At 71.2% G+C, this 23,837-nt stretch carries 13 protein-coding genes; 7 read left to right on the top strand and 6 right to left on the bottom strand.

Annotated features, from left to right (window positions below; genetic code table 11):
• Positions 1-15: 15 nt before the first annotated feature.
• On the bottom strand, positions 16-2,295 hold the full coding sequence (locus tag Pla133_RS14385) for a 3-keto-alpha-glucoside-1,2-lyase-like domain-containing protein (protein ID WP_419195393.1): 2,280 nt from the start codon (positions 2,293-2,295) through the stop codon (positions 16-18).
• Here Pla133_RS14385 and Pla133_RS14380 point away from each other — a divergent pair.
• From Pla133_RS14380 to Pla133_RS14370, 3 genes are read left to right on the top strand one after another with little or no spacing between them, the layout of a single operon-like run.
• Entirely contained in the window at positions 2,294-3,235 is a 942-nt protein-coding gene (locus Pla133_RS14380; RefSeq protein ID WP_145066404.1) for a formylglycine-generating enzyme family protein, read from the top strand. The genes Pla133_RS14385 and Pla133_RS14380 overlap by 2 nt on opposite strands.
• Entirely contained in the window at positions 3,232-4,629 is a 1,398-nt protein-coding gene (locus tag Pla133_RS14375; protein WP_145066402.1) for a Gfo/Idh/MocA family protein, read from the top strand. Before Pla133_RS14380 ends, Pla133_RS14375 begins: the two co-directional genes overlap by 4 nt.
• Positions 4,629-5,585: a sugar phosphate isomerase/epimerase family protein gene (locus tag Pla133_RS14370; RefSeq protein ID WP_419191541.1), complete on the top strand. Its 957-nt coding sequence runs from the start codon at positions 4,629-4,631 to the stop codon at positions 5,583-5,585. Before Pla133_RS14375 ends, Pla133_RS14370 begins: the two co-directional genes overlap by 1 nt.
• Positions 5,586-5,798: 213 nt before the next feature.
• Here the strand turns inward: Pla133_RS14370 and Pla133_RS14365 are convergent, their stop codons facing one another.
• Complete coding sequence (locus Pla133_RS14365; RefSeq protein WP_145066400.1) at positions 5,799-7,829, bottom strand: Kelch repeat-containing protein; 2,031 nt, start codon at positions 7,827-7,829, stop codon at positions 5,799-5,801.
• Positions 7,830-8,044: 215 nt separating this feature from the next.
• On the opposite strand from Pla133_RS14365, the gene Pla133_RS14360 reads away from it, so the two are divergent.
• The 3 genes from Pla133_RS14360 (at position 8,045) to Pla133_RS26310 (ending at position 11,104) form a co-directional block, all read left to right on the top strand.
• Positions 8,045-9,724, top strand: a complete 1,680-nt coding sequence (locus tag Pla133_RS14360; RefSeq protein WP_145066398.1) for a hypothetical protein — start codon at positions 8,045-8,047, stop codon at positions 9,722-9,724.
• Positions 9,725-9,740: 16 nt separating this feature from the next.
• Positions 9,741-10,727, top strand: a complete 987-nt coding sequence (locus Pla133_RS14355; protein ID WP_145066396.1) for a hypothetical protein — start codon at positions 9,741-9,743, stop codon at positions 10,725-10,727.
• A 212-nt stretch (positions 10,728-10,939) separates the two neighbouring features.
• Positions 10,940-11,104 carry a hypothetical protein gene (locus Pla133_RS26310; RefSeq protein ID WP_419191540.1) on the top strand — a complete coding sequence of 55 codons (165 nt, stop codon included), beginning with the start codon at positions 10,940-10,942 and terminating at the stop codon, positions 11,102-11,104.
• Between the two features lie 23 nt (positions 11,105-11,127).
• On the opposite strand, the gene Pla133_RS14350 is transcribed toward Pla133_RS26310, so the two are convergent.
• Both Pla133_RS14350 and Pla133_RS14345 read right to left on the bottom strand, forming a co-directional pair.
• Entirely contained in the window at positions 11,128-12,171 is a 1,044-nt protein-coding gene (locus Pla133_RS14350; protein ID WP_419191539.1) for a Gfo/Idh/MocA family protein, read from the bottom strand.
• 4 nt (positions 12,172-12,175) lie between these two features.
• Complete coding sequence (locus Pla133_RS14345) at positions 12,176-13,027, bottom strand: sugar phosphate isomerase/epimerase family protein (RefSeq protein WP_145066392.1); 852 nt, start codon at positions 13,025-13,027, stop codon at positions 12,176-12,178.
• Between the two features lie 167 nt (positions 13,028-13,194).
• On the opposite strand from Pla133_RS14345, the gene Pla133_RS14340 reads away from it, so the two are divergent.
• Positions 13,195-15,450: a response regulator gene (locus Pla133_RS14340; RefSeq protein ID WP_145066390.1), complete on the top strand. Its 2,256-nt coding sequence runs from the start codon at positions 13,195-13,197 to the stop codon at positions 15,448-15,450.
• A gap of 80 nt (positions 15,451-15,530) precedes the next feature.
• Here the strand turns inward: Pla133_RS14340 and Pla133_RS14335 are convergent, their stop codons facing one another.
• Together Pla133_RS14335 and Pla133_RS14330 are read right to left on the bottom strand one after the other, a co-directional pair.
• Positions 15,531-21,746 carry a DUF3320 domain-containing protein gene (locus Pla133_RS14335; RefSeq protein ID WP_145066388.1) on the bottom strand — a complete coding sequence of 2,072 codons (6,216 nt, stop codon included), beginning with the start codon at positions 21,744-21,746 and terminating at the stop codon, positions 15,531-15,533.
• Positions 21,747-21,841: 95 nt separating this feature from the next.
• On the bottom strand, positions 21,842-23,650 hold the full coding sequence (locus Pla133_RS14330) for an SLC13 family permease (protein WP_145066386.1): 1,809 nt from the start codon (positions 23,648-23,650) through the stop codon (positions 21,842-21,844).
• Between the last annotated feature and the right edge of the window lie 187 nt (positions 23,651-23,837).

The raw sequence follows: 23,837 nt of genomic DNA, 5'->3' as shown, positions 1-23,837 counted from the left end.
CCCGCGGATACCCGCTCAGCGCAGCGGCTGCACGAAGAAGTTGCGCACGCGGATCGCGGCCTGGTCCTCGACCGTGTCGGCGGGATAGCGCTGGAAGCCGATGAAGCCGGACTCGGCGCGCTGCGCGAAGGGCGGCTCGACCTCCAGGGCGAGGGTGTCGACGTCGTAGAGGGCCAACCCGTTCAAGGCCACGGCCAGGCGGCTGCCGCGGTAGAGCACCTCGTAGCGATTCCACTCGCCGTGGGGTCGGTAGCCCTTCAGCTCCAGCGGCGGCGGCGCGACGGCCCCGTAGAGGCCACCGGTGAACTGGTAGTCCACCAGGGTCGAGTTGGTCTCGGTCTCCCAGTTGTAGTCGTCGAGGATCTGCACCTCGGCGCCCGAGTAGGAGGAGTTGCCGGGCTCGCGCGAGGCGCGCAGGTAGAGGCCGGAGTTGGCCATGCGCGCGATGTTGAACTCGGCCGTCAGGCGGAAGTCCCGGAAGTCGTCGACGGTGCCAATCTCCCCGCCGCCGTCGCTGGGGATCGAGAGCACGCCGCGCTCGACGGTGTAGCCCTCGCCGTCGCCGCGGGTCATCAGGCCGTCGAGACCCTTGGCCAGCAGGTCGCGCCAGGCGCCAGCGTCCGAGGATTCACCGTCGCTGGCCGCAGGCGCCTTGGGGCGCAGAACGCCTGCGGCCGCCTTGGGGTTCTCCTCGAACAGCTCCTCGCCGAAGATCGGCAGCGAGCGCACGCGGATGTCGCGGAAGCGCACCGAGCGCGAGGCCGCGTCGGCGTCCGCCGGATGCACCTGTAGGCCGATGCGCCCGTGGGGCGCGTAGCCCGGCGTGCCCTCGGGCAAGCGGTAGTCGGTGACCTTGGTGCCGTTCAGCCAGACTTCGATGCGGAAGTCGAAGCCGGTGGTGCGAACGCGCACGTGGTTCCACTCGTCCTTTTTGAAGTGCGCTTCGGCCTCGGGATTGTGCTCCAACCAACCGTCGGCGTAGATCCCCGCGATCTCCCCGCCGGGCCGGTGATCGAGGGTCACCTGGGCGCCCTTGAGCCCCGTGTCCGGCGGTAGCATGCGCAGGAAGATGCCGGAGTCGTAGGGGTACTCGAGCTTCACGTCGAGCTCGAGCTCGCAGGCGGTGAACAGCTCGTCGGTGTAGATCAGCCCGCCCTCGCCGCCAGCGCCCGTGCGCCCCACCAACTCGCCGTCCTCGACGGTCCACTGGGCCTCCCCGTCATAGCGCCCGCCGGTGGTGGTCCAACCGGCCAGGGACTCGCCGTCGAACAGGGGGCGGGTGCCCTCGTGCTGGACGGCGAGCATCGCGCCTTCGAACCCGGCGACCAGCCGCTCGGCCGCGGGAACCGAGAGCACGCTGGCGGCCGAGGCCAGGGCGTCGGACCAAGCGCCGGCAGGACGACCGGCGGCGCGCTGGACCACGGCGGTCACGATCCGGCCGTGGGTCACCGGCCATCCGCTGCGCGGGTCGACGATGTGCGAGAGGTGGCGGCCGTCGGCCTCGATGAACTGTTCGGTGGCGCCGGAGGTGGCCACGCAAGCTTGGGTCAGCTCGAGCACTCGCGCGCCCTCACCGACCCCGGCCAGGACGCGCCAGCCCGCGCGCTCGGGGGGCGCGTCCCCCAGGGCCAGATCGCCGCCGAGGTCGACCAGGGCCCGGGGGTGGCCCAGTTCGGTCAGGACCTCGAGCAACTCCTCGGCTGCGAAGCCCTTCGCCACGCCACCGAGGTCGAGGCTCATGCCCGGGCTTGCGAGTGCGACCGTGCCGGCCTCGGGGTCGATGGCCAGGCGGGTCCAGTCGACGAGTGCGGCGGCCGCGTCGACGTCAGCGGCGGTGGGAAGCGTGTCCGTGTGGCGAGCTTCGCGCCACAGGTGGGTCACCGGCGCGGCCGTGGGATCGAAGGCGCCCTGTGAGGCCGCGGCCACGCTCGTGGAGGCGATCAGGCAGGCGATCAGCGTCTCGTCGGTGGCGACCGCGGCGCCGGCCCCTGCCGCGACCTCGGCCACCGGTCCGGTCGGCTTGTAGTCCGACAGGCTGCGGTCCAGCTCGGTCAGGCGTGCGAAGGCCGCTCGGGCGGCGGCCCGGGCCTGACCCTCGCTCGCCGACCACAGCAACAGCCGCGCCTCGCAGCCCATGGCCAGGCGCCTATACTCGAACTGCTCCAACTGACCCGCTCCGACGGTCCGATCCACGGCTTCGACCTGGGCCGCCGAGCTACACGCGACCGACCCGGTCGCCGCCAGCGCCACCAGGCCCGTCAGAACCGCTCGCCCCAACGCGATCGCCCTATCCATGCCGCCCTCGACACTGTCGACTCGCCCCGTTCTGTGGCCCTGGCGGGCGTTTCGTCGGTTGGTCGCGGGGTCGATCGGGTTGGTGGGCATGGGGCTCCTGGGTGTTGCCATCGCTGGACAGGCGCCGATGGACGGCGCCGGGGGCGGCTTCGCGACGAGGATACCGGGCACGACCGTGGACCTCGCCATGGTGCCGATCGCGAATCCTGCTCCGGCCGGTGAGGCCCGGGGCGAGGAGCCCGCCTTCTGGATCTCCGCCACCGAGGTCACCTGGGACATGTTCGACGCCTTCGTCTTCGAGCAGCTCGAGGCGGAGCTGCCCGAAGGCGTGGACGCCATGTCCCGGCCGACCAAGCCCTACATCACCGCGGACCGCGGCTTCGGCCACGACGGCTACCCGGTGGGGTCGGTCTCCCTGCGGGCGGCGCGGGGCTTCTGCGAGTGGCTGACGCTCCACACCGGCCGCAAGTGGCGCTTGCCCACCGCCGGCGAGTGGACCCACGCGGCCCTGGGCGGTGCGCGCGGTCCCTGGCACCACGGCTCCTCGGCCGAGGGCCTCGAGGCCGTGGCCTGGTTCAAGGACAACGCCCGCCGCAAGACCCATCCGGTGGCGGGCCTGGCGCCCAACGGCTTCGGCCTCTACGACGTCCACGGCAACGTGGCCGAGTGGGTCGAGACCGAGGACGGCGCCGGACAGTTGATGGGCGGCGCCTACCTCGACCGCGCTGCCGACCTGGCGGTGATGGCCGCCAAGACCCCGACTTCGGCCTGGAACCGCAGCGACCCCAACCTGCCCAAGAGCGTGTGGTGGTTGGCCGACGGTCCCTTCGCCGGATTTCGCGTCGTGTGCGAGTCGCCGCCCCCGGCGGACGACCCTGCGAGCGACGCGCAGACTCCCACTGACACCCCCCAGGACTCCACCGGAACCTCCCGCCCATGAGCGACCCCCTGCATCCCCACGGCGCGAACCCCGAGCACCTGCGTGAACCCGGTTGGGCGGTCTACGGTCCGTCGCGGCGTTCCCTGCTCAAGGGCGCGGCGGCGCTCGCCACGCCCCTGGCCCTGGGCGGCTTGGCCCGGGCCCAGGAGCAGGGCGCGACGGCCGAGCAGCCTGCGGACCTGCCGACGCTCAAGATCGGCCTGATCGGTTGCGGCGGGCGGGGCACCGGCGCGGCCTGGCAAGCCCTGCACGCCGAGGACGGCAGCGTCGTGCTGTGGGCCATGGGCGACGCCTTCGAGGACCGCCTCGAGGGCAGCCGCAGCTACCTCGAGACGGCCCTGGCCGAGGAGGGCCACGCCGCGCGCATGGACGTGGCGCCCGAGCGGCGCTTCGTGGGCTTCGAGGCCTTCAAGCAGGTGATCGACTCCGGCGTGGACGTGGTCCTGCTGACGTCCGTGCCGGCCTTCCGGCCCGCGCACCTGACCTACGCCGTGGAGCGCGGCGTGCACGTGTTCTGCGAGAAGCCCATGGCCGTGGACGTGCCCGGCATTCACCAGGTGCGCGCCGCCTGCGAGGTCGCGCGGACCAAGGGCCTGTCGCTCGTGTCCGGCTTCTGTTGGCGCTACAACGCGATGCACCGCGCGACCTTCGAGCGCATCCACGCCGGCGCGATCGGCGACGTGCAGGCCATGTACACGAACTACTACACGGGCGTGCTCGGTAACCGCAACCGCGAGGAGGGTTGGAGCGACACGGAGTGGCAGCTGCGCAACTGGCACCACTTCTCGTGGCTGTCGGGCGACCACATCGTCGAGCAGGCGATCCACTCGATCGACAAGCAGTCCTGGGCCTTCGGCGACGAGCCGCCCGAGCGCGCGATTGCCATCGGCGGCTGCCAGACCCGCAGCGGTCCCCAGAAGGGCAACACCTTCGACCACTTCGGCGTGGTCTACGAGTACTCCGGCGGCAGGCGCGCGTTCATGCTCGCGCGCCAGTGGCCGAACAGCTACGGCGAGAACAACGACTTCCTCTACGGCAGCGCCGGGCGCGCGACGATCGAGAACTGGACCCCGTACCACGAGATCGTCGGTCCCGGGAACTGGCGCTGGGAGTACGAGGGCGAGGGCAACGACATGTACCAGCAGGAGCACGACGAGCTCTTCGCGTCGATCCGCGCCGGCACGCCCATGAACGACGGTGACTGGATGACCACCAGCAACCTGTTGGCGATCATGGGCCGCGAGGCGGCCTACTCGGGCCGCGCGATCACCTGGGACGAGCTCTTGGCCAGCACCAAGCGCCTGGGCCCCCCCGGCATGGAGAGCGGCGTGATCGAGTGGGGCGACCTCGCCGCCGGCGACGACCCCGAGGCCGGCAAGTACGAGTTCGCCTGATGTCCGTCATCAACCGACGGGAGGTGCTCGGGCTGGGGCTGGGCGCGCTGGCCCTGGGCGGAGCGGCTGCCGCGGGCCAGGATGGGCCCGGTGCCCTGGGTGGGCTCGCCGCGCGCCTGGCGGCGGAGAACCGCGGCCGGCTGCGCGGCATCAAGCGCTCGTGCAAGATCGGCATGGTCGGCGTCGGCGAGACGATCGGCGAGAAGTTCCAGATCCTGCGCGACCTGGGCTACGACGGCGTCGAGCTCGACAGCCCTTCCGACCTGGACCGCGACCAGGTCCTGGCCGCGATCGAGGCCACGGGTCTGCGCGTGCCCGGCGTGGTCGACTCGGTGCACTGGACCAAGACCCTGGGCGACGCCGACCGCGCGGTGCGCGCCGCCGGTCGCAAGGGCCTGGAGACGGCCCTGCACGACGCCAAGGCCTTCGGCGCGTCGACGGTGCTGCTGGTGCCGGCCGTGGTCAACGCGCAGATTCGCTACGACCAAGCCTACGAGCGCTCGGTGGCGGAGATCGAGCGGGTCGTGCCCCTGGCCAAGGAGCTGGGCGTCACGATCGCCTTCGAGAACGTCTGGAACAACTTCCTGCTCAGTCCCCTCGAAGCGGCGCGCTACGTGGACGGCTTCGAGAGCCGCCACGTGGGTTGGTACCTGGACCTGGGCAACCTGGTGCGCTCGGCCTGGCCCGACCACTGGGTCCACGCCCTGGGTGCGCGCATCAAGAAGATCGACATCAAGGACTACAGCCGCGCCAAGCAGAACAGCGAGGGCATCTGGGCCGGCTTCGACTGCGCCATCGGCGCGGGCGACGTGGGTTGGGAGACCACCATGGCGGCCCTGGACAGCGTCGAGTGGGGCATCGGCGGCGAGCACTGGGCCTCGGCCGAGGTGGGCGGCGGCGACGCCGCGCGCCTGGCGGAGATCCTCGCACGCATGGACGACGTGCTGGGGCGCTGAGAGTCGGCGGGGCCGCGTGCGCCACCGCGCTGCGACTCGCGCTGCGACTCGCGCTGCGACTCGCGCTGCGACTCGCGCTGCGACTCTTGCTGCGACTCGAAATGCGACTCGAAATGCGACTCGAAATGCGACTCGAGATGCGTGGTCGGCGCTTCCCGCCGAGTCGAACTCGGCGGGAAGCGAACTCCCAATGCGCTCCAGGCCGCGCCGGGATCAGAGCCCTTCGATCGCGCTGCTCGCTTCGACCTGAGCAACGGGCGCGGCGACTCGATCGACGTCGATCAGTGCATACAGGAGTCGCCCCTCGACCTCCTGTGTCGTGGCGACGAGGAGTTCGTGACCGAACGCCACGGCATGGACGTGTCCCTGGCGGTAGGGCAGTTCGGCGGCCAGGGTCGTCCACCGATCCCGCGCGGGATCGTAGACCTCGATCGAGGTGGCGCGCCCGCCTCCACCGGCAACGTTGCCGCCCACCAGGACCAGTCGCTCGCCGATCCGGACCAGGCTGGCGCCGATACGGGCCGCGACGGGTGCAGCGACCTCCCGCCAGGTACCCGCCTGGGGATCGAAGGCGCGGCAGACGTCCACAGGCGCGAAGTTCGGCCCCATGCCACCCACCAGGTAGAGCTCGCCGCCGAGGCTGGCGCAGGCGTGGGCGCGGCGCGGTTCGGGCAGTGATTCCGACCGACGCACGAACTCGAGCGAGTCCGCAGACAGGTCGGCTTCGAGCAGCGCGAGGGGCAGACCGAACGGCTCGACCCGCTGCGCGTCGTAGTCCATGCCGCCGGCGATCAGCAGTCGGTCGGCCACCTGCGCGATCCCGAACTGCGTGCGGGGTTCGGGCAGTGCCGGCGAGGCGTCGATCCAGCGATCCGTGGAGCTGCGGAAGGTCCAAACCTCGGCGCGACTGCGTGCAGGCCCCGCATCGGGGGCGAAGCCGCCGATCAACGCCAGGGTGCCGCGATCGAGTTGCACGAGCTCAGAACTCTGACGGGGGGCCGGCGCGTCCGCGAGTCGCAGCCAGGTTCCCTCGCTCGGATCGAACCGCCAGCTCTCGGCTTCGAAGCGCTCCGAGGCGAAGTCGTGCTGCTCGGTGCCGTTGTTGCCGCCCACCAGGATCAGGTCGCCGCGAACAACGGCCACGGCCTGGCGGCTGCGCGCGGCCATGGGAGAGGCGACATCCAGGGTCAGCAGGGGCGGTCCGTCCTGGGCTTGGCTCAACCTCTCGATCGCGGTGGGGCGGCCGCCGCTGCCGATGCCGCCGACGACGAGCAAGTCACCGGTGCCTCGCTCCGTCACCAGTCGGTGGAAGAAGCGCGGAAACCACAGCCTTCCTTCGTCGATCCAGCGCGCCGAGTCGGCGTCGAGCCTTCGCAGGACGCCGTCGCGCCCAGAAGCCAGGAACCCCGTCGCGCCGCCGACGGCGGAGGCACCGAAGGAGAATCCCGGGAAGGGTTCGATCTCCGACCAGCTCTCGCCGTCGAGGTCGAAGATCCAGCTTCGGCCGTCCACGTCGCCGAGATCGGACATGCCCTCGATGGCCAGTAGCTCGTCGCCGTTGCTGGCCAGGGCCAGGCCCCGCGATCGAAAGGGCTGCGCGAACTCCGACCACGCCGGCTGTTCGGCGTCGAGGTCGAGTCGCAGGCCCGTCGTGGCCCAGTCCTCGGTCCCACCCTCGCCCAGGTGCCAGCCGCCCACGACGTAGACGGTTCGGCCGACGGCGACGGCGTCATGGGAGGAGCGCGGTTCGGGCAGGGGCGGCAGGTCGCGCCAAGTTGAAGTGAGCGTGTCGAAGGCCCGGCATTCATCGGTCGAGCGCAGGTCCTGGGCCTGATCCCGGCGGTTGAGGATCCGCGTGCCGCCAACCTGGATCAGGTCGGTCCCCGCGGCGACCAGCGCGGTGCCTTGGATCGGTCCGATGCCGGGCAGGAGCCGGAGAGCTCCGCTGGCCCCGTCCAGTCGCAAGAAGACGTCCGACTGGGACTCGACGTGGTAGTCGTGCGGTGTGCCGAAGTATCCGCCCAGCACGAACAGCTGGTTGCCGATCGTGGCCGCGCCGAAGCTGGTGACGCCGCGCGGCAACTGAGCGCTCAGTCGACCGCGACGTAGGGTCGTGGAGGCTTGGTGGCCGTTGGCGACCGGGCCGTTGGCGACCGGGTCGTTGGAGACCGGGTCGTTGGAGACCGGGTCGTCGGCGGCAAGGGCGACGGTCGTACACAGGGCGAGGGCGGGCAGGAACGGCATGGCTCTCGGGGTTCGGGTTGGGCCGTGGGCGGCCCGCGGTCGGTGATCGGTCGTTGTCTTCGGGCGGGTCGACGACCCGGAAATTATGAGACTGCGTCTCAGAAGCTACTGGAATTGTTGAGATCCAATCTCAATTGGCGTCTAGGCTCGGCCGCCGAGTGGCGCGGGCTGAGCCTGCGCCCAGCGCAGGAACCAGCCCTCAGCGGCGTCCATCCATGACTTCGACCAACGACGACCGATCCGCCCCGACCCGTCCGTTGACCCGCTTGCTGCCCGAGATCCTCACCGCTGCGGCGCTGCTGGCCCTCGCCGCCGGGTCCGCCAGGGCGCAGTGCGGCCTGCTCGAGTTGCAGGGAATCACCACCGATGGTGCGGACCGGTTCGGAGCCGCCTTGGCCCTGGACGGCGAGCTATTGGTCGTGGGAGCACCGCGGGCCGACCTGCCCGGTTCGCTGAGCGGCCTCGAGGGGACGGCCACGGTCTTCGCTCGGATCGCCGGTCAGTGGGTCGAGGAGGCCACGCTGGAACTGCCGACGGGGCAGCCCATCGACGACCTGGGCTCGGCCGTCGCGATCGAGGGCGAGCGGGTGGCCATCGGGGTTCCCGGCTTCGACGGCACGGCCGTCGACCAAGGCGCTGTGCTGGTCTTCGAGCGTCAGGGCGGCGCCTGGCCTCTGGTGGCGACCGTCACGGCGCCCGACGCCCTCGCGGGCGATCGCCTCGGGAGCGCGGTCGCGATCGTCGGTGAAACGATCTACGCCGGGGCGCCGAGTCACTCCTTCGTCGGGACTGACGACGGGGCGTTGTACGGATTCTCGATCGTCGGCGGAGTCCCGGTACTCACGGCCAAGCTCGGTGGTTCAGGGCTCCCGCCGGGTCCCAATCGCCTGGGGTCCTCGCTGGCCACCGACGGCGTGCGACTCGTGGCGGGAGCTCCGGGGACCGGTCAAGCGGTTCCCTTCAACGGCGCCGTTCTCGTCTACCTGTTCGACCCGTCGGGTGCCGCGGTCGTCGAGCGGACGATCCACGGTCCCGCGGCCATCGCGGGCAGCTACTTCGGCTCCGCGGTCGATGTGAGCGGGCTCGACCTGCTGGTTGGAGCCGCGGGCAACAGTCCCGTGGGCGCCGCAGCCGGCTCGGCCTGGTGGATCGACCTGGGAGACCCGGACTCGGCGCTCGCGGAGTTGGCGGTCCCCGACCACGCGCCGGGCGACGCTCTGGGCTCCGCGGTCGCGATCGCCGGCGAGCGCTGTTTCGTCGGCCGCCCGCGCCACTCCGGCTCGAGCCTGCTCGAGGGTGGAGTCGATGTGTTTGATCGCTACGCGGGCGGCTGGCTGGCGAGCGCTCATCTGGGCGCGCCGAGCATCGCCGAACGACCTGGCTTCGGCTCGGCGATCGACGCGCAGGGAACCGAGCTCGTGGTCGGCGCGGCGGAGCAGTCCGCGGGCGCGGGCTTCGGTGGTCTACAGGCCGGTCGTGTCTACGACTTGCAGCTCTCCACGGTGCTCGAATCCTTGTCGGGTTGCCCGGAGAGCCTCTCTCTCGTCGAGGGCGGCGTGCAGGACCTCGTCGCGCGCGGTCTGCCGCCCAACGCGCCGACGCTCTTCCTGGTCGGCGTTTCGGGCAGCGCGCCGGGGTTGCAGCTCGACGGCCTGAACCTGCCGCTCGAGGTCGACGCCTTGACCCTCGCCAGCCTCGCCGGCTCGGCGCCGATCGGTCAGCCGCTCCAGATCGCGGACGCGCTCGGGGAAGCGCGGGCGACCTTGTCGCTCGCTCCCGACAGTGATCCGGCCCTCGCGGGCTTGTTCGTGAACGAGGCCAGCCTGGCCTTCGATCCCGTGCACTTCGGAATCACCGCCGTCGGTGCGCCGGTCTCACTTCATCTCCTCCCCTGACCTGATCCACCGCACCATGCAAAGCTCCTCGTACCGCGCCTTTCTCGGGCTCGTCGTCATCTGCCCCCTGATCGCCCCGGTTGCCCTCGCCGGGGTCGGGGACTTCACCAACCAACTGAGCCCGAGCTATCGCGGTCAGCCGGGCGCCCGTTATGACGGGTACGACGTCTTCACGTCGGCGGCGCTCCTGCCGAATTTTGCCGACCTGCCCGGCAGTTGCGCCGCGACCCTGCTGCTGCAGACAGATCCCTCGGCCATCCTCACGTCGACCGGCAACATCTACAGCTTCGCCAGCGCGACGACGATCGAGATCTCGTTGCCCGCGGAAGACGTGGTTGCGACGGCCCTGTTGCAGGTCAAGACCGCAGCGAGCCCGATCGATACCTCCTCGGTCACGCTGCTGGGAACCTCTGGCAATGGTCAACCGGTCGCGATCTCGGCGAGCGTCGTCACCCAACTCGATTCGATCGGCGACGAGCACGCGTTCGAATGGGATGCAGCAGCCCTCGACGGGATCGACCTGCACGGGGCCACGGTCCGCTTCTCGGCCTCCGCGCCGAGTTGCTCCCTCGACGTGGTCCTGTTGGACTTTCAGACCGATCGAGAGCCCCTCGAGACCGACGTCGACGCGCTCTCCCTGGCTGGCGGGGGCAAGCAGGCACTGGACCTCGACGCGGGCAGCGATCGAGCCGCCTCGATCTACCTCGTGCTCGGAAGCGCGACGGGAACGACTCCGGGGCTTGTCCTCGACGGCGTCACGGTGCCGCTCGCGCTCGACGCCTACACGCTGCTGATGGCCAACGGCGGCAGCCCGGGCATCCACGCGACGACCATCGGCGTCCTCGACCCCTGCGGACGGGGATCAGCCTCGGTCACGGTCCCCGCCGGCACCGACGGTAGCCTGAGCGGCCTGGTGCTCCACCACGCCTTCATCACGATCCAACCCTCCATTTTCGGGGTCGACTTCGCTTCCAACGCGACGCCCTTGGCCCTCGGGAGTTGAGTCGGTCCGGGCCGCGCGCCGGGCGATGTCGCCGGAGCGCGGCCGCTCGGCCGGCGCGTCGCTCGGATCCCCGCCGCCCTGACGGCGCGGTCGAGGAAGAGATGGGGGGCAGCCCGAAAATCCGTTCGTGGGGTGAACGGGAGTCGCGGGTGCTGCGTTGATGACCACGCGACGGCCCCTTGCATCAGGGGGAGAGACCGTCGCGGACGGGTATGGAAAGCAACTCCCCAGCGGTCGTGGCCGTGTTCGTGCACAACGAGATCAACGCCGAGATCAACGCCGTGATCGCGCTCGAGGTGATCACTTCCATGCCGGCACCGACACGCTTCGGTCGCTCATCGGGACGGGCGGTGGTCGCTCATCGGGACGGGCGGTAGCCGCTCATCGGGACTGGCGGGACTCAGCTCGCGCCGGGCGCATCCAGCCCGAGTTCCGCTGTCAGTTGCTCGAGCACGCGGGCGACCTCGAGGGCCTCGGCGACTTGCACCGGCGGACGCTCGGCGCCGCCGGCGATGGCGTCCAGCAGCGCGCGCACCTGCAGCTCGTAGCCCGTGTGCGGCGCGAGTTCGATCGGCTCGGCGCGATCCTCGATGAAGACGCGCAAGGGGGCCGCTTCGCGCAGGCTGTACTCCGCGGTCGCGCCTTCGAACACGGCGCGGAAGGACATCTCGAAGGGGAAGCCCGGCGGTTGGTCCCAACCCCCGCCGATCGCGACGCGGGGCGCGGGGCGGCCGTCCGCGCCAGGCGCGAAGCGGTAGAGGGCCGAGACGTGGTCGTAGCCACCGCTGGCCGCAACACCCACGGGCCGGCCGAGCAACTGCACGACGAAGTCGACGTCGTGCACGTGCAGGTCGAACAGGGCGCCGCCCGAGCGCGCGGGATCCGAGTAGAAGCCGGGGCTCCAGGACGGTCGTGAGCCGAGGCGCTGGATGTCGAGCCCGAGCAGCGCGCCGTAGCGTCCGTCGCGAACCCGCTCGGTCAACCACGACCAGCCAGGCCAGAAGCGAATACACATGGCCGGCATGCAGAGGGTCGCGGCCTCGCGGGCGGCTGCGACCAGGCGCTCGACCTCGGAACTGGCCAGGGCCAGGGGTTTCTCGACCAGCACGTGCTTGCCGGCCGCGAGCGCCGCGATGGCCAGGTCCACGTGGGTCTCGGTGGGGGTGCAGATGCTGACCAGCTCCACCGACTCGTCGTCCAGGAGCGACCCGGGCAGCTCGTAAGCGCGCACGAGGGCCGGATCGAAGTCAGCGGCTCCCGTATCGATGTTGCCGCCCCCGGACAGCTTTCCGGCGCGGCGGTCCGCGTTCCGATCGGCCACGGCGACCAGCTCGTTGGGATGGCCCGCGCCGTGGGCTGAGGCGTAGGCCGCCAGGTGCGTGCGACCCATGAAGCCCAGGCCGATGACCCCGGTACGAATCGGGCGTTTGGTGGGAGTCGTCATGGGTTCAAGCTCGCGCGGCCGGCCAGTGGCGTCGCACCAGGTCCGCGGCCAGGCGCATGTCGCCGGGCCTGTCATCGCCGGCCTCGCGCTCGATCATCAGGTCACCACCGAAGCCCGCGGCCGCGAGGACCGCGAAGAAGGCGGTCCAATCGACCTCGCCCGTGCCAACGGGGACCTCCTGACCCCAATCGCCGGGAACCTGCGAGGACCTCGCGTCCTTGACGTGGACCTGCAGCACGTGGGGCAGGAGCGCGCGCAGGGCGGCCACGGGCTCGCCCATGCCGTAGAGCAGCATGTTGGCGGGGTCGAAGTTGATGCCCACCCCCGGATGGTCGAGCTCCGCCAAGACGTCGAGCAGGGTCGCGGCGGATTCCTGGCCGGTCTCGAGGGCCAGGCGCACGCCTTGTTCGCCGAACACGTCGGCGACCTGCCGCAGACGGTCGAGGACCCGGGCGCGCAGGGCGTCGCCGCGCTTCTCGGGCAGGAAACCCGCGTGCAGACTGACCAGTTCCAGGCCGAGCTCCCGCGCCACCCGGGCGTTGCCGCGGGCGGCCGCCAGGTTCGCAGGCCAATGCTGATCGGGGACCAACCCGCCCGTGCGCCGGATCGTCTCCAGGGTCGAATAGTCCTCGCCCTCCGTACCCATCATCCCTGAGCGCACAGTGGCGTCGACCGACTCCAGGGAAGCGACCAAGCGCTCGGCGGACCAGGCGCCGCGACGCAGGGGATCGAGCGCCATCTGCACTTGGCTGACGCCGACGGCCTCCACCACGGCCGCTAGCTCGCTCTCGGCGCCCGCGCGCAAGGACCATGAACAGACACCCAGGGCGCTGGTGCGGGATCGGTGGACTTGCATGGCGCAGAGCCTACGGCGGAGCCGCCGCAGCTCCAGAGAAGGGGTGCTCGGGATTTGCACTCCCGATCACTGAATCGGTGTTCCGGAGCCGAGATATTCGACAGTCCCCCGGCGGCCCGTCCGAGCCCGCGGCTTCGGGACGCCGATCCTGAGGAGGTTCCCAGGCCATGGTGTCTCCCGCTCCCAATCTCGACTCCGCGACCGAAATCTCGTACGCCTCCGAATCCACGTCGGAGGCGGTGGGGCGGGGAACGCTGTACCTGGATCTCGAGCAAGCCGCCCAGGCCAAGCGCGTCCGCGAACAGCGCTACCACGCCCACACGGTTCCGCGCCTGCGCTTGATGGGCATGACCGTGGCCGCGGCGCTCCTGGCGGTCCACAACCTGCTCGTGGAGGACGCCCCGGCGGCTCGGGCCGGACTCGACTTCCTGCTCCTGGCGTGGCCCTACTCGATCGCGTCCTGGTGGGTCCTGCGCCGCTACTTCGGGCGCACGGGGAGCCTGCACCTGGGGGACCTGTTCCTGATCCTCGACGTGCCGCTCTTCGCGTACATCGTGCACCTGGGCGGCGACGAACTCAGCCTGCTGGTGCCGTTGGTCTTCGTGCGGGCGATCGATCAGTCCTTTCAGTCCGTGCGGCGCTGCCTGATCGCTCTGCACGCCGCGCCGATCGTCGTGGTTGTGACCCTGGAGCTGTCCCAGTTGGCCCACGGGGGAATGATCGACTGGCGCTTGGCCTGGGCCAAGATCCTGGCGACCTACGTGGCTTTCCTCTACGTGGCGATCGTGGCCCGCACGGCCGAGCGCATCCGCCAGCGCCTGCGCGACGCGGTGCACGTGAGTCGCACGCTGGTGCGCGACCTGGCGCAGTCGTCGCAGGACCTGTTGCGGGAGAAGAACCGCGCCGAGGAGGCTCTGTACGTGCGCAGCGCGTTCCTGGCGAACCTGAGCCACGACGTGCGCACGCCGTTGGCCGGGATCCTGGGGGGCGTCGACCTGGCGCTCGAGCGCTCTCCGGATCCCGAGCTCACGGACCTGCTCGGGACGGTCCGCGGCTCGGCCGAGTCGCTGCTGCACTGCCTCAACGACCTGATCGATCTGTCCAAGATCGAAGCCGGCAACCTGCAGTTGGACGACGAGCCCTTCGAGCTCGAGGAGCGGCTGGGGACGATCCTGCGCGGCGAGGCGCGCAAGGCCGACCTGAAGGGCTTGGCCCTCACGGCGAGCTTGGCTCCCGACCTGCCTCGCATCGTCCACGGCGATCGCCTGCGCTTCGGTCAAATCCTGACCCACTTGATCGGCAACGCGATCAAGTTCACCGACGTGGGGGAAATCGTCATCAACGTGCGCCGTGCGGGCGACGACGAGCGAGTGATCGAGATCGCCATCCGTGATACGGGTTGCGGCATTCCCTACGAGCAACTCGGTGACGTCTTCGGAGCCTACTTCCAGGTCGATGGGGCGAGTGTGCGTCGCCAGGCCGGCAAGGGGGTCGGTCTCTCGCTCTCGCGAGAGCTGGCCAGGGCCATGGGTGGCGACATCTCGGTCACCAGTGCGCTCGGCTACGGCAGCGTGTTCCGCGTGCGACTGGCGATTGCCCCGGCGCTGGATTCCGAGAGCTCCGCTGGAGCGTTGAGCGGCCGCCGCATTGCGGTGCTCGCAGCCGACGAGGCGTCCTACGCCCACCGTTCCGACGTCGTGCTGCGAGCCGGTGCGACTCTGGTCGACCTCGTTCGGGAGCCCAACGCGGCCTGCGACGCGGTCTTGGTCGATGTCGAGTTCGCGGCGACGCGTCTGGATCAGATGCCCGAGGAGGTGCGTGAGCACACGGTGCTCGTCGTGGGCCCCTCGCGGAACTTCGGGGTGCCGTCGGAGCTGGCCCAGCGGCCCAGGATCCGACTGCCACTGTTGCCCCGCGAACTCGACCACCTGCTGCGGCTGGAGCAGGTCCCCGGACTCGGTCGCGAGTGCGAGCCCGCGCCGGTCTCGGGTCGGCCGCGGCGGGTGCTCTTGGTCGAAGACCATCCGGTCAACCGCAAGTTGGCCCTCTTGCACCTGCGGCGCTGGGGTCATCAGGTGGTCGTGGCCGAGGACGGGCTCGAGGCCGTGCGCGCCTGGGCCCCTGGTCGCTTCGACCTGATCCTGATGGACATCCAGATGCCGCACATGGACGGCATGGAGGCGACCCTGCGAATCCGCGAGCTCGAACGCGGGAGCGAAAGCACGCCGATCTTCGCGGTCACGGCCAACGCCTTGCGCGAGGACGTGGAGCGCTGCTTCGAGGTCGGGATGAATCGGCACCTGGCCAAGCCGATCGACTTCGAAGCCCTGCGCAAGGCCATCGAGGAGCTCGCCCTCAGCGGCCACCGGGAACCGAGCACCGCGGGTCCGAGCGGCGATCTGCGGCAGTCTCCCGCGCGCTGACGACACATTGCGGATTGCGTCGTCCTCGGGCGGGAGTGTGACTGCTGCGGCTCGGGCGAGCGCCCGACGGCACGCGCCGCTCAATCCGGCAGGTACGCGCGGCCGTCCTCGAGTCGACAGCCGGCACGGCTTTCGAGCAGCTCGACCCCCGCCAACATGCGCGCCTCGACCACGGAGCCCAGGCGCGTGAAGCCGAACAGCTGGGCCGTCTCGCGCAGCAGGTCGGACACCGGTAGGGAGACGTTCTGAGCCAGGGCGTGGGCCGCGGCGCAGGCGACTTCCTCGAGCGGCAACTCGTCGGCCTCGCGGGCCGCGCTCCCCGGGGGTGAGCCACGAAAGCCGGTCCACTCGGCCGGCGCATCGACATCGGTCCACAGGAAACCGTGCAGCTCGACTGGCGTGCGCGGTAGGGCCGCGAGGGCACCGGTCAGGTGCTCGAGCACGCGCCGGGTGACGCGCTTGACGCCCCAGGCGGTGGCCACGCGTCGTGCGGCCAGCTCGAAGTGCACCGGAGCCTCGGCCTCGAGCACCTGGCCCAGGGCTTCCGCCAGCCGCGGCACTTCGCTCGCTGCGTAAAAGTGCTCGGAGCGCGAGACCCGCGAGCGCAGCTTCGCTGGGACGTAGTCGCCGATTGCCGCGGTGCCTGCACCGGGAGCTGGCTTCGGTTCTTCGGGCGCCAGCTCGGGAACCGGCCCAGCGGGAGGTGCCGAACGGATGCGCGTGGTGTCGTCGTTCGCATCGACCGAGAAGTTCCCGTCATCCTCGCGCTCTGGAGAGTCGCCCGTCGACGCTTCGGCCTCGCGCACCTGATCCGGCTCCATCCCTTCGACCACCTCGGGATCGATACGGGGCGCGGCGCGCAGGCTCTCCAGGCGCGACTCGAGCCGATCCACCAACCCCGCGAGATCAGTCCAGACGTCGAGGCTCCAAGCGCGCTCCAGGTTCCAGCCCAGTGCCGCCAAGACCTGTCCGCGCAGCCGGTCGCGATCGCGCACCGTGGCGCCGGAGGCGTAGCCAGCGCCATCGAGCAAGAGGCCCAAGTCGTAGCGCTCCGCGTCCTCGGGCGACGCCACAGCGAGGTCCACGCGGAAGGTCGAGCAGCCCACCCGTTGCGCGACCCGATGACCCCGCGCGCGCAGGGCGGCGGCCAGGCGCTCGGCGACCCCATCGGTGGGGACCGTATTGCCCTCGACGTTCCCGTGGGGCAGTTGCCCACCGCTGGCGAACTCCAGGTAGCTCTTGAGGTCGCGCACCCCCGCGGCACCCGTTCGGCGCAGGTCGATCCGCTCGGGGCTGAAGCTCGAGAAGACCTCGAGCGCCCGCCGCGCGCGGGTGATCGCGACATTCAGGCGGCGCTCGCCCCCGGCGCGGTTGAGCGGCCCGAGGTTCATGCTCATGCGGCCCGTCGGATCCGGCCCGTAGCCGACGCCGAGCAGGATCACGTCGCGCTCGTCGCCCTGGACGTTCTCGAGGTTCTTGACCAGCACCGGTTCGAGGCGCGCGGTGTCGAACCATGGGTCCAGGTCGGCGCGCCCGTCGCGGGCGACTTCGAGCAGTTCCTCCACCAGATGCTGCTGCGGCAGGCTGAAGACCACGATGCCGACGCTGGGCGCCGAGTCGCTGGCGGGGTCGCTGGCCTCCAGCAGCTCCACGGTGCGCGCCACCAGGGCTTCGGCTTCGATCCGATTGGTGCGCGTGCCGGCGCGGTCGTACACGCCCGCCGCCACGTGGTGCCAGCGCAGGCCCAAACCAGCGCGTGTGCCGCCGGGCGCGGGGAAGGTCTCCAGACTGCCCTCGTAGTAGCGCGCGTTCGAGAAGGCGATCAGGCTCTCGTGGCGACTGCGGTAGTGCCAGCCCAGGCGTAGGCGCGGCAGGCGCGCCGCAACGCACTCGTCCAAGAGGCTCTCGAGCTCTTCGTAGTCGGGGTCCGCATCGAACTCGTCGTCGTCGCCGACGCTGAAGAAGCTCGTCGGCGGAAGCTGCTTGCTGTCGCCCACGACTACCGCGGCGAGGCCGCGGGCCATGGCGCCCACCCCGTCCCAGACCGGGATCTGCGAGGCCTCGTCGAACACGACCAGGTCGAAGCGCGCCAGCCCGGCGTCCAGGAACTGCGCCGTGGAGAGGGGACTGGCCAGGACGCAGGGGGCGAGCTGCGGCAGGAGCCTGGGCAGGCGCTCGACCAGTCGGCGCACGGGCAGGTGGCCGCGCTTCTTGCGTAGCTCGCGCTGGAGGATGCCGACCTCGCTGTTGGGGGAGGTCGCGTCGCCCGCGCTCGGAATCGCGGCCGCGAGTTGCGCCGCGAGGGCTTGGCGGGTGGCGATCAACCAATCGCGATCGAGGCGCTCGAAGCGCGCCACCCGGCCACCGTGCTCCACTCCGTGGAAGCGTCGCAAGCCGTCGTCGGCTTCCACCTTTGCGATGGTCCAGGCCTCGAGCAGGGAGCGCTCGCAGGCGCCAGGGGTCTGGACCGGATCGAGCTGGCCGCGGTCGAGGGCCTCGACGATGGGCGCCAGGACCGTCGGGCGCGCCGCGGCCCGCGCGGCCTGCCACAGGCACCAATCGCGCAGGCGCGCGCCCGCGTCACGCAGGGCGTCGAGCAGCCTGTCCACGCCGAGACCGAGCGGCAACTCGTCGCGCGTGCCACGCACGGCGGCCGCGTCGATGGCGAGCAGTCGGGCCAGGGCCGCCCAGGGTGTTTCGAAGGCTGCGCGCCGTTGCGCCAGGTTCGTGAACGCAATCGCCAGGGGCTCACCGGGGGCGAGCAGGTCCCGCTGGGGTCCGCCGAGTTCGCACCAGCGCGTCCGCAGTCGCGCGGTGCGCTCCACGTCGGCGCCGCCGAGGGCCGCCAGCATCGCGCGTAGGCGACCGGCGCGCTCGACGCGCGAGCGCGCGAGGCGCAAGGCTTCGCCGTCGCGATTCCAGCCGGTACCGAGGAGCCGCGCGGCTTCGGTGCGGGCAAGTTCGGCCTCTTCGGTGAGCAGTGCCCGGGCTTCGCGCAACTCCCCGGCCAGCTCGACCAGGCCCGGAACCTCGCTGGCCCGACGCAGGGGACGCAGCTCCGCGCGCAGACCGCGCGCGACCCACCAGCGCGTGAGAACCGAGCGACGACCGATGGCCTCGACGCGGTCCAGGAGCGCGGCCGTGTCGCGTTCCAGGAGCCGCTCGTCCCAGCGGGCTAGCAAGCTCGCACGCCTGGCGAGGGCTTGCTCGGCGCGCCCGATCGCGTCGGTGAGCCTGGCCGCCGCGGCCTCCCATCCGGGTTCCGAAAGGAGGGCCGCGCCCGGGTCCGGCCCCGCGGCGAGCAACTCGGCCAGCTCCAGGGCCGCCGCGATCTGCGCGCCCGACGGGTCGAAGGGTTGCGGTCCCGGTCCGTGGTCGGTCCACAGGCCGAGGGCCTGCAACGGCTCTCGCGCGGCTGCGCACAGCTCCGCCAGGGGACCGCGCAGGTGCGCACAGGCGGACTCGACCTCGGCCCGCGCCGCCGGACCGAGCTCCGTGCGATGGATCGCGTCCAGGGGATGGTCGGCGCCCGGCTCGGCCAGGTCCGCGGCTCGCGCCAGGTCCTCGGCCCGCGCCACGAGATCGCGCAGCTGTTCGGCGCCGAGGGCCGCCGGGTCGCTCAGGCGAATCGCGACGCGCGGCGCCTCGTCCAGCGCGAGCAGTCGGCCGAGCACCTCGAACAGCGAGCGACCCAGGGGCCCGCGCCCGTGCAGCGCGTCGGCGTGGGAGGCCAACTCGTCGCGTACGCGGGCCAGTGGCGTGGCCAAGGCTGCCCGCGGATCGATACCCGCTGCCGCCGCCGCGTCCAAGGCGCGCCCGAGCTGCGCCACGACCTCGCGCTTGGCGATCTTGTTCGAGTGCAGCTCGAGGCAGAAGGGCCCCAGGCCGATCGCTTCGAGTCGTCGCCTGACGACCTCTAGGGCGGCCCGCTTCTCGGCCACGAACAGCACGCGCTTGCCCTGACCGAGCGCGTTGGCGATCAAGTTGGTGATCGTCTGGCTCTTGCCGGTCCCCGGTGGACCCTCCAACACGAACGTGCGGCCCTGGGCGGCGGCGAGCACCGCGGTCATCTGCGAGGAGTCCGAGTCCAGGGGCAGGAACAGGTCCTCGAGCGGCTGGTTCGCGTCGAACTGCCGCGGCGACGGGAAGGCGCTGCCGTCGTCGAAGGCCTCATCCGGGCGCTCCACCAGGAAGCGCACCGAGCGACTCTCGAGCAGCTCGTCGCGCCGCGCCTCGAGGTCGCGCCACATCACGAGCTTCGCGAAGGAGAACAGGCCGACCCAGGCCTCCTCGACCAGGTCCCAGCCGTCGCGATCGAGGATCGTCTCGCGCCAGCGCTTGAGTACGGCGGGCACGTCCAGACCGGCGTCGTCCTCGGTGAGTCGGGCCAGGGGTGCCGGATCGAGCCCGAAGTCGGCGGCGAGCTTCTCGAGCAGGCTGTCGTTGATGCGCGGCTCCTCGTCGGCTCCGCGCAGGCGCCAGCCGCGGCCCAGGGGCAGGCGTTCGAGCTCCATCGGCAGCAGCAGCAGGGGCGCGCGCAGGAGCCGCTCCGGCGCCGCGGCGTCGCGCCACTCGAGGAAACCGAGGGCCAGGTAGAGGGTGCCCGCGCCGGACTCCTCCAGGGCCAGACGCGCGCCGCGGTGCACTTCACGCAGGCGCTTCTCGAGTTCGTCCGCGCCCAGGGGCACGCGCAATCGGCCCGCCGCGAGTTCCTCGGCCAGGTAGGCCCGGTGTGCTTCGCCCGCTGCGCCGCTGGAGGACGACGGCGTGCGCGCGTGGTCGTCCGCGGCCAAGAGCGCGAAACTCCCGCCGCGGGCCAGGGCGCCCTCGAGCCCGGCCACGTCGGCACAGGTCAGGGGCACGGTGCGCTTGCTCTCGCGGAAGTTCAGCAGACGATTGCGCAGGGACAGATCGAGCAGCCGCCGCTTCCAACTCGCGAGCCGTCGGTCGGCGGAGGCTTGGGGCTCCTGCGTCGTCGGGGCCTCGATCGGGCGCGACAAGGCAGGCGCGGCAGCGAGCGGACGGACCGCGGTCGACAGCTCGGCCTCCATCGCGATGCGCACCGGATCGCCAACCTCCGGCACCTCGCCCTCGTCCGTGATACGCGTGGCGAGGGGACGAATCCCCACGCGCCGCGCGGCGCGCACGTCGATCACGCACTCGAAGGACTCGAGGTCGTCCAGTCGGCGGCCCGCCGCCTCACGCGCTTGGGCCAGGGTCGACGCCGGCCGCTGGGCCAGGCCGGTGGCTTCGAGCACCGCGATGGCACCGATCTGCACCCGCTTGCGAAGGCGCAAGGGATCTTCGACGACCGCCTCCGGGAAGCTCTCGTCGCCCATCCACACGCCGACCAAGGCGTGCCCACGCAGGAACACCACCAGTGGGTGCAGACCGGCCTGCTCGAGGGCAGCGGCAGCGAGCAGGCTCAGGTCCAGGCAAGTGCCCAGGCCTCCCGAGAGCACCCGGTGGGGCAGGCGGACCTTCTGTCCGTCGCGCTCGAAACTGGCCGGCGGCTCGGCATAGACGATGCCGCGCTCGGCCAGGGCCGCCCACACCGCCGCCACGATCGCCAGTTGTCGTCCCGCGCTCTGGTAGCCGTCGAGGGAGGGCGAACCCGTGGCCGCGGAGAGGTGCTCCGCCGCGCGGGTCAGCACCACGTCGAGCGACGGGTGGTTGGGCAGCACGAAGGCCGCGGTCAGCTCGGGCGCAAAGCCCAGTCCCGGCCATTCGTTCCAGGCCAGGATCTCGACCCGCGCGCCGGCGCCACCGACGACCCCGCGCCGGGCCTGCACCTGGACCTGCAACTCCGTGATCTCGCGCTCCTCCTGGGCCCGCAGTCGCTCGGGGTCCAGGCGCAGGGCCAGGTCGTCGACCTCCCACACGCCGCCGGGGTCCAGGCGATCGAGGCGCAGCTCCAGCGGTTCCGCGCGCTCGCCGCCGAGGGTCACGGTGGCGACCACGTCGTGCAGGGCCCGCTCGCCGAGGTGCTCGATCCGCAGTCGACGGACCAGCGGCATCCCGTTCTGCTCCAGCGCGAAGTGCACCCGCGGGGCGACGGTGAGCTCGACCCTCACCACCGGCGCCGGCGGGGGACGCAACTCGAGCGCTCCGCTCGTGGGGCCGTCGTTCGCCGAACCCTCCGCTCCTGCCGCGCTCGATCCCGAACTCCGGTTGTCCGGATCCTCGCCGCCGGCGGGCCGTGGCCCAGACGGTGACGGTCCGGCCTCGACGGGTCCGCGGGTCGGGTCGGCCGACGCCCGCGTCGGCTCCTGGTCGGGGTCGTGTTCGGTGTCCATGGGCCGGCGGTCGCGCCGCTGGGGCACTCTAACGAGCGTTCACCTGGCCCACGAGGGCGAGGCGGCTCGAGAGCGGAACGAGGCTCGGCCGATGGTCAGGAGGGAAAGAAGGGATAGACCATCGGCGCCAGGGTCACCGCGATCACGCCGACGATCACGGTCAGCGGGATGCCGATCTTGAAGAAGTCGCCGAAGCGGTAGCCGCCCGGGCCGTAGACCATCAGGTTGGTCTGGTAGCCCAGGGGCGTGGCGAAGCTGGCGGAGCCCGCGATCATGATCGCGATCACGAAGGGCATGAAGCTCACGCCCAGCTCGTCCGCGGCCGCGTGGGCGATGGGGAAGGCGATGGCGACGGCTGCGGAGTTGGTGATCGTCTCCGTGAGGATGGCCGTGACCAGGTAGACCGCGGCCAGGGTCAGCCAGGGGCTCGAGCCCGCCAGGCCCATGACGGTGTTGGCGATCGCGTCGGCGCCGCCGGTACGGTCCATGGCGCGCCCCAGGCCGAGGGCCGAGCCGATCACCAGCAGCGTGGACCAGTCGATGCCGCGCCGCGCCTCGCTCCAGGAACAGCAGCGCGTCACGACCATGGCCAGGGCGGCCACGGCGGCTGCGACCAACATCCCGGCCGAGGTGAAGGTCGCCAGGCCGACCATCCCCACCAGAATGCCCAGGGCCACCGGCGCCAGGGAGTGGCGGCGGGGGGTGGAGTCCTCGATCGCGCTGACCAGGTAGAAGTCGCGGCTGTTGCGCTGGCGCTCGCCGAAGTCCTGTCCGGCTTCGATCAAGAGCGTGTCGCCGGGGCGCAGGATGATGTCGCCGATCTTCTTGCGGATGCGCTCGCCGTTGCGGGCCACGGCGATGATCGCCGCGCCGTAGACGGAGCGGAACTTGCCCTCGCGGATGGTACGACCGGCCAGGGGGCAGGTCTGGGAGACCACCGCTTCGTACAGGCGTCGGCGGTAGCGCGGCGAATCGAGCTTGAAGACCTGGTTGGTGGCCAGGGCCAGGCCGCGCTGATTCTGCAGCTCCTTGATCGACTCGACGATGCCGGCGAAGAGCAGGCGATCGTTGGCCATCAGGCCCTGGTCGGGGAGCACCGGGGCGATGATCTGATCACCGCGCTCGATCTCGACCAGGAAGCAGCCGGGCAGGTTTCGCAGCCCCGCCTCTTCGATCGACTTGCCCACCAGCGCGCTGGATTCGGGCACGATCATCTCGAGGGTGTACTCACGCGGATCGGCCAGGGCGCTGGCGGCGGACCCGCGGTCGGGAAGCAGGCGCGGGCCGAAGAGCACCAGGTACAGGCCCCCGATCACCGCGCAGGGCAGACCCACGCTGGTCACGTCGAACATGCCCAGGGGTGTCATCTCCGTGTCGGCCAGGACCAGGCCCGAGACGACCAGGTTGGTGCTGGTGCCGATCAATGAGCAGAGCCCGCCCAGGATCGCCGCATACGAGAGCGGGATCATCAGCTTGGAGGGGCGCAGGTTCAGGCGCTTGCTCCAATCGCCCAGGGCCGGGATCAACATCGCCACCACGGGCGTGTTGTTCAGGAAGGCGCTGACCGTGGAGACGGGCACGATCATGCGGATCAGCGCCGCGCGCAGGCTGGCCGGCCGACCGAGGACGCGCTCGGCGATCCAATCGATGGCGCCGCTCTCGCGCAGGCCGGCCACGACCATGAACAACAGGCCGATGGTCACCACCCCGGGATTGGCGAAGCCCGCGAGCGCCTCGGACGGTTCCAAGAGCCCGATGCGCCAGCCACCGTCGACGGGGAACGGTACTCCCAGCACCACCGTGAGGGCGGTGATCAGAACGCCGTCCGGCGGGAGCTTGGTCAGCGCCAGCGCCAGCAGCACGCTGACCAGCAGCAGGAGGACGAGAATGGCCTCGGGGCCCATGGGGAGGGGTGCACGCGGGTCGCGCGCAGCAACCGTAGCGTGCCCGTGGCGGGGGGGCCAGACGCGTCCCTGGTCTGCCGTGGCGTTCCGTAGGCGTTCGTACGGTGCCAGGCATAAAACCGCCGCCTATTCGGGAGCCGATCTGCCGCCGAAGGGGGCAGATCGGCTCCCGAATAGGCGGCGGTTT

This window comes from Engelhardtia mirabilis (assembly GCF_007748095.1).
Classification (GTDB): domain Bacteria; phylum Planctomycetota; class UBA1135; order UBA1135.
This window is presented reverse-complemented; position numbering and strand designations above follow the sequence as displayed.